This window comes from Hyphomicrobiales bacterium (assembly GCA_039973685.1).
Classification (GTDB): domain Bacteria; phylum Pseudomonadota; class Alphaproteobacteria; order Rhizobiales; family JACESI01; genus JACESI01.
In genome coordinates, this window is record JBDWKL010000010.1 from 1 (window position 1) to 12,172 (window position 12,172).

The window sequence follows — 12,172 nt, forward strand, 5'->3', positions numbered from 1 at the left end:
TCCACATGCCAAGAATGCAGGAAATTGCTTAATAATGGGTTGAATCTGAAGGGGTTTTTGAAGTGCTCGCACTCAAAGGAGGGAAACAATATTTTTAAAAGAAAAAACGTCAGTTGGCCTATAAGCCGGGTTTTGTATGGCCTGTTGTTGCCAACAAACGTGGTAACCATTCATCTTGGCGCCTCATTGCTGAGACGCTCACGCAACCCACCCGGATGATTGGGCTGGAAATGGCCCTGCATTTTTTAACGGGGCACAAACCCCAAAATGCGCATCATCCCTATTCGGTCTTGCTCCCGGTGAGGTTTACCATGCCATCTTTGTTGCCAAAGACGCGGTGGGCTCTTACTCCACCTTTTCACCCTTACCTCTCTGCCGGAGAGCCGGAGGCGGTATATTTTCTGCGGCACTATCTCTAAAGGTGGCAATTGCTCACCACCCCCACCGGAAGTTATCCGGCACCGTATTCCCATGGAGCCCGGACTTTCCTCTCACATAACCTTTCGGACCCGCCTTGCGGCATTGATGTGAGCGACTACCCGACCAACTGACGGCAGATTTTTGGCGTAAGTGTAGGGGCGCGTCAAGTAAGTTCGATAAAACTAGTTGTTATCATTTCTTGATCGTTGCAAGCGCCTTGTTTTCTGCCGGAATTCGGATTGCGAGAATGATGGCATTTAACACCGTAAAGGCAACCGCCACCCATGATAAGCCTAGCACCATTGGCGCTGCAATAATCTCGGCAATGACCAAAATATAGTTTGGGTGTTTGATAAAACGATAAGGCCCACGGACGATAAGTGGTTCATTCCAAATGATAATCCGTGTTGTCCAGCGCTCACCAAGGCTTGATAAAATCCAAATGCGGAACACTTGCAAAATGGCATAAACAACAAACCAATGCCACAAGATTGGTTGATCCCAACCAAGAGCAATGATCGCCAAAACCCATAACGTGTGGACCGCGACGATAAAGGGGTAATGTTCCGCCCCATATTCCTTCGCGCCGCGTTCCACCAATTTGGCCGTGTTACGTTTAGCAATAACAAGCTCGCCAAGGCGTTGCACAATCAAGAAAGCAATGAATAACAGTGCGCCCGTCATGACTGGCTCTCAAATAAAATCGGAAGTGTTGAGGCGGTAAACCCAGGGCCGAGTGCTGCGAGCATCATTTGCCCTTCTGGCTTATCGCGAAGCACACGGTCTAAGACAAACAAAGCGGTTGGTGCAGACATATTACCAAAGTCACGCAACACCTCGCGCTCATGGTTCAGTGTCCCCTCATCCAAGTTCATCGAGCTCTCAATCGCTTCCACAACCTTTGCACCACCGGGATGACAAATCAGCCGTTTAATGTCGCTCTCTTTAAACGAACTTGCTTCAAAGCCCGCTTCCATCGCTTCACGAAAATGCTTGGTGGCAAAGGCAGGGATAGAACGATCAAACACCACGCCAAAGCCGTCATCATCAACATCCCAACCCATAATGGGCAATGTATCAGGCCATGTATATTCAGACCCTTCGCCAAGGATTGGGCCATCGCCTTGACCGCTTGATAAAATGGCCGCCGCCGCCCCATCACCAAACAGAACGGTAGCGATAATGTCGGCCTTTTGCATACGGTCGGAGCGGAACGACAAGGTGCAAGTTTCAACCGCCACCATCAGCACATTTGCACCTGCCATGCTTTTGGCAAGTCGTGTTGCAATAGAAAGCCCGCTCACACCACCTGCACAACCAAGACCAAAAACGGGAACGCGCTTTACGTCACGGCGAAAATCTAGCTCAGCCATTGCGCGCGCTTCCAAGGTCGGCGTTGCAATGCCAGTGGAAGACACGGTGACAATCACATCAATCTGATCAGCGCTCATGCCGCTATCTTCAAGCGCTTTTTTGGTTGCATCGATGAACAGTTGCGTCGCGCCTTTCAAAAAGGCATCTGTCCGCTCTGGCCAGCTTTTTGGCTCTTCAAACCATTCAAACGGCGCGACGGAATATCGCTGCTCAACACCGCTGGTTAAAAAGGTCTTCGACAGCCGATCAAACTCTGGATAACGCTTGCCCAAAATACGCTTGGCATTTTTCTGGACAAGATCTTGCGGCAAGAGATGCTCTGGAACGGCTGTTCCAAGGCCGCGCAACCTTACGGGCGCATCCAAGGGAGATTGTTGCAAAACATCAAGCTGAGTGACAGGACCATTCATTTTAAAAACGCCTTTACGATGACACCAGTCACTTAACTAAAGCACATTTCCCAATTATCAGCATCACCTTACATCAGCATTGTGTTACTCCCCGCAACCCGCCAAATATGGCAAAACGCCGCGATACATCATCACACAATATGAAATTACGTCGATATGTCAGCCTGTTACAGGAAGTGACTTGAGCAAATTATGGAGCGTCTCAATGGTCGAAGCATCTGCGACACCATCCACTTTTGATTGTCGCCAATGGCGTTGAAAGGCGGTCACGACGTCTTGGGTTTTACGGTCAAAAACACCCGTGACTTCAATCCCATAGCCATAAAGCGCGAACATGGATTGCAGTGCTTCGATGGGCTGGCCTTCCTCGCCAATTTGGAAGAAGCGACCATCGCCCAACGGTGCTTCTGGCACCCAATGGCCGACGCCTGCTTCAAATAACTTATCCCACGGAAAATACTCGCCCGGATCCTGCTTCCGTGACGGCGCAACATCAGAATGACCGATCACGCGCTCTGGCGGTATGGCGTTTCTGTGGCAAATATCTTGTGAAAGCTTGATCACAGCCTCCATTTGAACATCATTAAACGGGATGTACCCATGCTCATGGCCGGGGTTTGAAATTTCGATGCCTATGGAACGGGAATTATTATCTTCAACCCCTTTCCAATACCCAACACCAGCATGCCAACAGCGCAGTTTTTCCGGCGCAGACTGGACAACACGGCCATCTTCAAAGACGAAATAATGGCAAGAGACTTTGCTTGCCTCCATACAAAGCCATTTCAACGCTTTTTCAGCTTCAACCACACCCGTGTAATGAATGAGCAGCATATCCGCTGGCCCACCAACACGCTCATTTACATTGGGCGCAGGCCGCACATAAGCGACGTCTTTATAATCAGGCTCAAAAGTCTCTGCGCTCAAAGTCCACGTTCCTTTTTAAGTTGCTCGTAGGCTGCATTAATGGCGGCCATTTTATCATTGGCCATGCTAACAAATTCTGGCGGCACACCGCGTGCGATTAAACGGTCTGGGTGATTTTCTTTAACAAGATTACGGTAGTGCTTTTGCAGCTCAAAGTTGCTCCAAGAATGATCGGCACCAAGCACTTGGTAAGGGTCATTCTCCCCGCCCTTCACATGGCGCGATCTAATGGCGGCAAAACTCTCATCTTCAAAACCAAAGATGCGGGCCACTTCTTCCAAGAAGGCAAGCTCGTCTTCGTGAATAATGCCATCAGCTTCAGCAATATGAAAAAGTCCATCCAAGATATCTTCTAAAATATCAGGATCATCTTGGTATATTTTCAAAATCTGGCTGGCATAAGCATCAAAACCCGCCACATCTTGTTTGGCGAGATTGAACATGCGGGCAACGTTTTGTTGCTCGGTGGGGGGAATATCGAATATATCGCGAAAGGCGTTGATCTCGTCTTCCGTCACAACCCCGTCCGCTTTCGCCATCTTGGCAGAAAGCGCAATCATCGCAACGGTGAAGGCTACTTGCCGGCGTTCTGGGTTATCCGACACACCTGTGAGCAGGCCGACGACCGCATCAAGCACACCTGCAACTGGTGCACTGGTGGCAATTGCGCCCACGACCTCAGATATTTTGCCCCAAATACTCATTCAAAATCCGTTATTGAAACGACGATGGCCTTTACCCCTATCATTTTGACAATTTAGTCGACTCCGTCCGCTCTGACGAGTAGTTTCGCATTTTTCTTCGATCACTTCTTGAAAGCGGCCTCTTGAGCATCTCAAAAAACCAAGAAACGCAGCCTGAGAACAATGGCTTGGACACTTCTATTAAGGGCATTCTACTCGGTCTTTGCGGTGTCACAATCTTTGGCGCAACGGTTCCTGCAACAAGCCTTGCTGTTGCGGACCTAGACCCTTGGTTTGTAACCTTTGGGCGCGCAACCGTTGCAGCAAGCCTTGCGGTCATCGTCATATTGATCACAGGCAAACGCCTCCCCCGCAAATTGTGGAAAGCAACCTTTTTGGGAAGCTTATGCTTGGTGATCGGCTTTCCAGGCTTCATCGGCCTTGCGCTTGTCACTTTACCCGCCAGTCACTCTGGTGTGGTGCTTGGGTTGTTTCCAATCGCAACAGCAATGATGGCTGTCATTATCGCAGGAGAAAGACCAAGTGGCCGCTTTTGGTTTTGGTCTCTAGTCGGTGCCATTTTAGTCATCACTTTTGCAATTCGTGATGGCGCTTTCGGGTTAGAATGGGGCGACATATGGCTTGTCTGCGCGGTTATCGTTTCATCGGCGGGTTACGCGATCTCAGGCGTTCTCTCACGACAAAAACCGGGATGGGAAGTCATCTGCTGGCAATTAATCATGGCCTCGCCCGTGATCTTGATTGGCGTCTATTTCTTTTGGGATGACGCAATCTTCACAGCTCGCCCAAGCGCTCAGGCTGGCTTTGCTTATGTGTCACTGTTTTCCATGTTCATTGGCTTTTTTGTCTGGAACAAAGCTTTAGCAATAGGCGGCATTGCACGGGTTGGGCAAACCTTGTTGATCCAACCTTTCGTAACGCTTGCAATCTCAGCGCTCATACTTGGCGAGGCCATTAGCTTAGAGACTTATGCTTTTGCCGCTGCCATTGTCATGGTCGTTTGGTTTTCAACCAAAGCCCGCGCCCGCTAGCACCCTAGCTATGACCTTGTATCGGTCTAACTTGGTAAGGCGCCTCTAATCGCTCAATCATCTCAGGTGTGAGATGAACCTCTAACGATGCAATGGCATCATCAAGATGGTGAGGTTTCGTCGCGCCAATAATCGGTGCTGTCATAAAGCTTTTCGACCGCACCCAAGCAAGCGCCACTTGTGCAGGCTTCACACCCAATTCTTCCGCGACAGAACGAACAGCCGCCAGCACTTGCATATCGGCTTCTGTTCCAAAATAGCCTTGTGCCAGTTTGTCTGAACCTGAACGAGTGGACGCTTCATCATCCACGCCTTTGGTCAAGAACCCTCGCGCCATTGGCGACCAAGGCGTAACAGCGATTCCCTCGCTCTCACAAAGCGGCATCATCTCGCGCTCTTCCTCGCGGTAAACCAGATTATAAAAATTCTGCATGGAAACAAATTCTGCGAAACCGTTTTCACGCTGAATGCCCAGCATCTTCATGAACTCCCAAGCAAACATAGAAGACGCCCCAATATAATGCGCCCGCCCAGAGCGGACCACATCATCAAGTGCTGCGCAGATTTCTTCCATCGGCGTATCATGATCAAGACGATGGATTATAAGCAGGTCCATATAGTCCATATCAAGGCGGTCTAATGACGCCTCAACCGCTTCCAGAATATGCTTTCGAGACAGGCCGCGCTGGTTGGGTTTATCCCCCATTGGCAAACCAACTTTGGAGGCCACCACAACATCTTCACGCGGTAAATCAGCAAGCGCCTTACCTAAGATAACTTCGCTCTCACCCACGCTGTAATAATTGGCCGTATCAAAGAAATTGATGCCCTTATCAAACGCCTCATGAATAAACGGAACAGACGCCGCCTCATCCAGCACCCAAGGATGAACATCCCAACCTGGTGCGCCGTAACTCATACAGCCAAGACAAAGCTCCGAAACCTTCAGGCCCGTTTTTCCAAGTCGATTATATTTCATCAGATTTTCCTATTATTATCCAGACACGCGAACACGATAGCCAACACGCGGGAAATGTACTGCGTGTTCGCCCGCTTCATCATTGGACAGGGTCAATGCAACGCTGTCCCGTGATACAGCCCGCAGAGTACCAGTAACGGCATCCTCACCGCTATCTGTCAGCGGTTCAACGCTCACGTTCATGCCCACTTTTAAACCCTGTGGGTCGCGGTCATCTGAAGCTTCAGCCGTCTCAGGCGTTGCGGCTTTACAAACAGCAAGTGCATCTGCGGGAGAGATTTCAGACATCTCCCCTTGGCCAATCACTTCCATGCGGTCTGCCCATTGGTTCACACCGTCAAACTCTTCAAAGAAGCTTGGCGCATCAGCCCACCGCCCTTTTAAGAACCAAACCAGATACCAAACCAGAATGTCTGGCATTTTGGCATCATCGCCTGTGATAAAGGCACCCGTTTCAGTAAGGCAATCATCAACCCAGCCAAGCATCGCACGCAATTGAGAAAGCGTGTGCGGCAGGTCGGCTGCTTCTTTTGCCATGTCATGGTCGGGGCCAAGATAAAGCCGCCCACGGTCTGCAACAAACTCAGGTGGTAAAGAGGCCGCAGCAGGCGCTAATACAGCTTTGAATGCATGGGTGAACATTTCACTATCTGTAAAGCGAGAGAGCGCAAACGCCATTCCACCACGTCCTGCTGGAGCAAGAGCAGGTGTTGGAAAACGTTTATCAAGCTCGCGCAAAATGCATTGTGTGTCGCAATAGGTGTCCGCACCAATTTGCATCACAGGAATACGACGATATCCGCCCGTCATCGCGAAAAGTTCAGGACGCGGTGGCAAGCGATTTTCTTCGCATGAGGCCCATGAAAGACCTTTTATGCCGAAGGTCTTTCTCACCTTCTCTGCCACTGGTGATGGTGGATAATGGTGAAAAATAATATCGCTCATAAACGTATCGCCCTTTGAATCTAGATCACAGGCAGAATAATGTTCTATCCGCCTTTTGCAATGAAGGCTGGATTGGCAAAATCAACATCATCTGCTTGGTTGCGCTTACCGTACATAAACGGCGTGCCATCTTCATTTGAAACAGACCCGCCAGCAGCGGCCAACACGGCATGACCTGCGGCAGTATCCCATTCCATTGTGCGGCCAAAGCGCGGATATAAATCGGCCTCTGCAGCTGCAAGTAAACAGAACTTCAAAGACGAACCGATGGAGACGGTTTCCTTCACACCAGCGCTTTCAAGATAAGCGTCAGTCTTCTCATCACGGTGAGAGCGGCTTGCAACGGCCACTACATGATCAGGGTTAGTAGCACGCACGGTGATGGTCGTGCGCTCGTCTGAACTAATCTCATATGCGCCCTTGCCAACAGAACCACCAAAGGTACGTGACAAAGCGGGCGCATGAACAACACCAGCCACTGGCGAACCATCCTCAATCAAACCAATATTGACGGTAAACGCACCATTGCGATTTAAAAACTCACGGGTGCCATCAAGAGGGTCCACCAACACGAAGACATTGCCAATATCAGGAATATTGCCAGCAGCAGCTTCTTCTTCGGCAACGATGGGAAGATCAGGAAATGCTTCCTTCAAACCCTTCAAGATGATCGCTTCAGCAGCAACATCTGCTTCTGTCACGGGTGAAGCATCTTGTTTGGTGCTGACATCAAAATCTGTCTCGTAGATTTCCATAATTTTTTCACCAGCACTCAATGCAAGTTGAAGCGCAATATCAGTGAATTTTTCACGATCAAGGTTCGGCATTTATAATCTTTCTTTGGCTGTTCACTTTAATAAACAGATCCATCTAATTTGTCATAGATAATCTTCTTCATCAAAGCCCGCATCGTGCGCGGCATAAGTGCCCCGAGTTTTGCAAAAATTTTGTTTCCCACGCCAGGCACAAGACTACTCTTTCGCCCATCAATTGCGGAAAATATTTGCCGAGCAACGTCATCTGAATTCATTCGCTTTTCAGCATCAGCCCCTTTTGGCGCATGGCGGCTTGCTTGCTCAGTTTTCATGGGTCCGGGATAAACCACCAAAACATTGATCCCGTCGCTCTTTAGCGATTTGCGCAAGCTCTTTGCATAGTTTGATATGGCCATCTTGCTGGCCGCATAAGATGCCGCACCTGGGTAGCCCACATAAACTGAAAGCGATGCAATAAAGACAAGCGTTCCACCACGTTTAATGGCGCCATCAGCCAAGAGCTTCTTAGTCAGCAACAAGGGCGAAGTTACATTGATGTCTATGAGACGTTCATGGGCGGTGGCTGGAATTTCTTCAAACTTCCCCGTCGCACTAACGGCGGCATTATGAACAACAATGTCATACGGCCCTTTGGCCGACAGCACAGGGGCAAGTTTCGCAATGGATCGAGGCTCAGATAAATCAGCCGTTATTTCCAAATCTTGCGTTTCATCAGCCCATTGATAATCAAGCCCGACGACGGCATGTCCGCGCTCCTTCGCAAAAGAAACAACCGATGCACCCAGTCCATTTGCAGCACCCGTAATCAACACACTCATGATACGCCTCCAAACAAAGCCCGCTTTGCAACGAAAAACACGAGTGCAAGCATCGAGTACCCTTTGCGACGCTTTCCGTTTGCAAGCACCCTCACAACGCCACGTGCGACCTCTTGCGGCTTCATAAACAATCCCGCCATGGGTGGTTCATCCATTCCAGCTTTCTTATGGAACGCCGTTCTGGTTGGGCCCGGACTTACGACCTGCACTTTAACGCGGCCCTGCCATTCAATTTCGAGATTATCAGCAAAGTGATTGATCGCCGTCTTGCTCGCCGTATAACTGGCGAACTGAGGTGTTGCACTTCCTGCAGCCGTGGAGCTGATAAAGCACACAGAGCCTGCACGAATTGCAAGGGCACCATAAAGGCCTTGGCAAAGGGCAAGAGGCGCTTTTAGATTAACAGCCAATAGAGCAAGAAGCCCCTCGTCTGTTTCATCACTGACTGGGCCAACATAGGCGATGCTTGCATTGAGCACTAAGTGATCAAGACCATTATCAAAGCCAATTGAAGCTAAGCCATTTAATATCTCGTCAAGAGCTTGGGGTGTTGAAAGGTCAGCTTGAATATAGTGGCAGCCGCTCGGTAATATCAGTTCATCCACACCTCGACGCCCGACAATTGCCAGTTCAGCACCGCGAGATGCTAAAAGGTGCGCGACTTCAAGCCCAATGCCATCAGTTCCACCAGCGATCAAAACACGTTTATTCCTAAAATTAGCGCTCAAAAGACTGCCTTTTTAATACCTTGTTAACAGCTCGAACCAGCATTTTGGCTGAACTGTGTCGGTGCGAAATCACCTGTCCTATTTGCGCCAATCCCAAGTCGCAACAATCTGCAAAAAATGCATAGCTGATATTCGTAAATGTCGCTGGTTTCATAGGCACTTGCCACTTATTTGAGCATCAACACTCTTCGGATGTTCCGAATGCTGTAATTTGGAGTATGACCCATGACCTTTATTAGCCAACTACGTCAATGGCAAATCAAGCGCCAACGCGCAAGAGTTATAAACTCATTGCCAAAGCGTCTGCTCGTTGACATTGGTATCGAAGATTTCCGTACCCGCTAGGTACATATAAGTTTACTTGCAGGGCCGAACTCTCCCCTCTCCCTCGTGCTCTGCATACAAGAATGCCGCTTCTTTCGAAGCGGTATTTTTTGTTACCAAACCATTAATTCAATCAATGCATTAGGCGCATGGCTCACATGCGATTATCTCAATTGTGCTGCAGTGCAACAAGCACTATTTCAACATTAACAGAAATCAAGAACACAACAACACATCAGGAGAACATCATGTTTCTATTTGAAAATGTACGTCGCTGGAACAAAAACCGCACTGACATGAACCACCTATATGCAATGAGCAACCGCGAACTTGCAGATATTGGCGTCAACCGCAGCGAAATCAAAGCAGCCGTTCGTAAGGGCCAACGCTAAGACCGAACTCGGTTATAAGAATACAAAAACCGCCGTTTCTTGCGAACCGGCGGTTTTGTTTTGTCTAAATTTTGAAGGCGACCTGCTTAAAGGTCGCGAACATCCACAAAATGGCCAGCAACTGCCGCAGCAGCAGCCATTGCAGGGGACACAAGGTGTGTGCGCCCTTTAAAGCCCTGACGACCTTCAAAGTTACGGTTTGAAGTTGAAGCACAACGCTCTTCAGGTTTCAGCTTGTCTGGGTTCATCGCAAGGCACATAGAGCAGCCAGGCTCACGCCATTCAAAACCAGCATCCTTGAAAATTTGATCGAGACCTTCTTGCTCAGCCTGCTCTTTAACAAGGCCAGAACCTGGAACAATCATCGCGCTCACTGTGCTTGCAACTTTTTTGCCTTTGGCAATTTCAGCAGCTGCGCGCAAATCTTCGATGCGGCCATTAGTGCACGAACCGATAAACACGCGATCGACCGTGATGTCTGTCATTTTCGTGCCCGCTTCAAGACCCATATATTCAAGCGCACGCTGTTTAGAAGCACGTTTTGTCTCGTCATCAATGTCAGCTGGGTTTGGAACCACACCTTCAATCGACACAACATCTTCAGGTGAAGAACCCCATGAGACGATTGGCGGCAGGTTGGCCGCATCAAGTGTTACCACTTTGTCGAATTTCGCATCGTCATCGGTGAACAATGTCTTCCAATATTCAATCGCCATATCCAAAGCTTTGCCAGTTGGCGCTTTTGGACGACCTGTAATGTAATCAAATGTCTTTTGGTCCGGTGCAATAAGGCCAGCGCGTGCGCCGCCTTCAATTGACATATTACAAACGGTCATGCGGCCTTCCATAGAAAGCGCCTCGATTGCTTCACCGCAATATTCAATCACATAGCCAGTGCCGCCAGCCGTACCAATTTCACCGATGATGGCAAGGACGATGTCTTTGCCCGTCACGCCATCAGGAAGCTTGCCTGTCACTTCAACCTTCATGTTCTTGGCTTTTTTCTGGATCAGCGTCTGTGTCGCGAGCACATGCTCAACCTCAGATGTACCGATACCATGCGCCAAGGCACCAAAAGCGCCGTGTGTTGATGTGTGGCTGTCGCCACAAACAATGGTCATGCCTGGCAAAGTGAAACCTTGCTCTGGACCGATAATGTGCACAACACCCTGACGACGGTCATGCTCTGAATAATATTCAACACCAAATTCAGCGGCATTTTTTGCAAGCGCGTCAATTTGTGTTGCTGATTGTGGATCAGGGTTAGGGAGGGAGCGATCCGTGGTTGGAACGTTATGATCAACCACTGCCAAAGTCTTTTCAGGCGCACGCACTTTGCGGCCTGTCATGCGTAGACCCTCAAAAGCTTGTGGGCTGGTTACTTCATGCACAAGGTGGCGATCAATATAAATCAGGCAAGTGCCATCTTCTTGTTCGTGAACCAGATGATCATCCCAGATTTTATCATAAAGCGTTTTAGCCATTTTTGCGACCTTTGACATGTTGTATTTTTGACCTGAGCACTCCAACAGCGCTCTAAGGTTTTATGTTGTCCTTATCGGTCACAGACAGGGGTAACGTCAAGGTTGTGAGCATGAAAATCCGCGCATTCTCTTCACGTAATCTCTCAAAATATCTCAACTTATTGAACAAAAAACCCAGAAATAGCCACAATCCGCGCCACAAGCCGCCGCAATTGAATCCCACATATCAAAAATCAACAACGGCCTGCCGTCAGACAAGCAGCAAAGCTTTCCCCCAGACGGTGCTTACAAAGGCCAATAAGAAGGAGTTGATAGTAATGAATAGAGTTTTGAAATCCACGTTGCTTGCAGCATCAACGTTCATGATTGCAACAACAGCCAACGCCGCAGACTTGCCAAATGATGTACTAGAGCCAATCGCAGCGCCAGTACAGGCCCAAGCATTTGACTGGAGCGGCTTTTACGTCGGCGCAAACGCGGGGATCGATTTTAATGGTCGTTTTGACAATAATTTCGGCGCTGACCTAGATAAAGACACCGGCTTTGTTGGCGGTGGCGTTATTGGTTACAATTACCAGTTCGACAAACTCGTCTTAGGTGTTGAAGGAGATATCAACTATCTAACTGGTGACGCGACAACGGCCAATGCAAGCGGTGAAGTAGATTTCATAAGCACCTTAACAGCCCGTGCTGGCTTCACACCAACTGAACGATTGTTGACCTATGTAGAGGGGGGTCTTGCTATTGGACGTCCTGATCTAGGTCTTGACAATTTTTATGACAGAGACCTCGCACTTGGTTATGCGGTTGGTGCAGGTGCTGAATATGCCCTCACAGACAATTGGATCTCAGGCGTTGAG

The 12,172-nt window shown here is 49.1% G+C and carries 13 protein-coding genes and 1 other RNA gene; 3 read left to right on the forward strand and 11 right to left on the reverse strand.

Translation table 11 applies throughout. The features are described from left to right. Positions 1–105: 105 nt before the first annotated feature. From rnpB to ABJO30_01780, 5 genes are all read right to left on the reverse strand, one after another. An RNA gene (gene rnpB / locus ABJO30_01760) (RNase P RNA component class A) lies at positions 106–551 on the reverse strand. A 61-nt stretch (positions 552–612) separates the two neighbouring features. Next, positions 613–1,104: an isoprenylcysteine carboxylmethyltransferase family protein gene (locus ABJO30_01765; GenBank protein MEP3231536.1), complete on the reverse strand. Its 492-nt coding sequence runs from the start codon at positions 1,102–1,104 to the stop codon at positions 613–615. Then, complete coding sequence (locus ABJO30_01770; protein ID MEP3231537.1) at positions 1,101–2,204, reverse strand: type III polyketide synthase; 1,104 nt, start codon at positions 2,202–2,204, stop codon at positions 1,101–1,103. Before ABJO30_01770 ends, ABJO30_01765 begins: the two co-directional genes overlap by 4 nt. Before the next feature lie 159 nt (positions 2,205–2,363). Beyond that, positions 2,364–3,131 carry an N-acetylmuramoyl-L-alanine amidase gene (locus ABJO30_01775; protein MEP3231538.1) on the reverse strand — a complete coding sequence of 256 codons (768 nt, stop codon included), beginning with the start codon at positions 3,129–3,131 and terminating at the stop codon, positions 2,364–2,366. Beyond that, the gene (locus tag ABJO30_01780; protein MEP3231539.1) at positions 3,128–3,835 is read right to left on the reverse strand and encodes a TerB family tellurite resistance protein; all 708 of its coding nucleotides are present in this window, start codon (positions 3,833–3,835) and stop codon (positions 3,128–3,130) included. The genes ABJO30_01775 and ABJO30_01780 overlap by 4 nt, the downstream gene beginning before the upstream one ends. 122 nt (positions 3,836–3,957) lie before the next feature. Between ABJO30_01780 and ABJO30_01785 the strand changes: the two genes are divergently transcribed. After that, positions 3,958–4,866 (forward strand): DMT family transporter, encoded by a 909-nt coding sequence (locus ABJO30_01785; protein ID MEP3231540.1) that lies wholly within the window; start codon positions 3,958–3,960, stop codon positions 4,864–4,866. Positions 4,867–4,870: 4 nt separating this feature from the next. On the opposite strand, the gene ABJO30_01790 is transcribed toward ABJO30_01785, so the two are convergent. The 5 genes from ABJO30_01790 to ABJO30_01810 are packed head-to-tail and all read right to left on the reverse strand — an operon-like array spanning position 4,871 to position 9,112. Beyond that, positions 4,871–5,845, reverse strand: a complete 975-nt coding sequence (locus ABJO30_01790; GenBank protein MEP3231541.1) for an aldo/keto reductase — start codon at positions 5,843–5,845, stop codon at positions 4,871–4,873. 15 nt (positions 5,846–5,860) lie between these two features. Further along, a complete protein-coding gene (locus tag ABJO30_01795) occupies positions 5,861–6,790 on the reverse strand; it encodes a glutathione S-transferase family protein (GenBank protein ID MEP3231542.1) in 930 nt (309 codons plus the stop codon). A 44-nt stretch (positions 6,791–6,834) separates the two neighbouring features. Next, positions 6,835–7,617 (reverse strand): 3'(2'),5'-bisphosphate nucleotidase CysQ, encoded by a 783-nt coding sequence (cysQ, locus tag ABJO30_01800; protein ID MEP3231543.1) that lies wholly within the window; start codon positions 7,615–7,617, stop codon positions 6,835–6,837. Positions 7,618–7,643: 26 nt separating this feature from the next. After that, the gene (locus ABJO30_01805; protein ID MEP3231544.1) at positions 7,644–8,384 is read right to left on the reverse strand and encodes an SDR family NAD(P)-dependent oxidoreductase; all 741 of its coding nucleotides are present in this window, start codon (positions 8,382–8,384) and stop codon (positions 7,644–7,646) included. Next, positions 8,381–9,112, reverse strand: coding sequence for an SDR family NAD(P)-dependent oxidoreductase (locus ABJO30_01810; protein ID MEP3231545.1), 732 nt, complete (start codon positions 9,110–9,112; stop codon positions 8,381–8,383). The genes ABJO30_01805 and ABJO30_01810 overlap by 4 nt, the downstream gene beginning before the upstream one ends. Before the next feature lie 572 nt (positions 9,113–9,684). Between ABJO30_01810 and ABJO30_01815 the strand changes: the two genes are divergently transcribed. Beyond that, complete coding sequence (locus ABJO30_01815) at positions 9,685–9,828, forward strand: DUF1127 domain-containing protein (GenBank protein MEP3231546.1); 144 nt, start codon at positions 9,685–9,687, stop codon at positions 9,826–9,828. 86 nt (positions 9,829–9,914) lie between these two features. Here the strand turns inward: ABJO30_01815 and leuC are convergent, their stop codons facing one another. Further along, positions 9,915–11,312: a 3-isopropylmalate dehydratase large subunit gene (leuC, locus tag ABJO30_01820; protein MEP3231547.1), complete on the reverse strand. Its 1,398-nt coding sequence runs from the start codon at positions 11,310–11,312 to the stop codon at positions 9,915–9,917. Positions 11,313–11,629: 317 nt separating this feature from the next. Between leuC and ABJO30_01825 the strand changes: the two genes are divergently transcribed. After that, on the forward strand, positions 11,630–12,172 hold a 543-nt coding region (locus ABJO30_01825), incomplete at its 3' end, for an outer membrane beta-barrel protein (protein MEP3231548.1).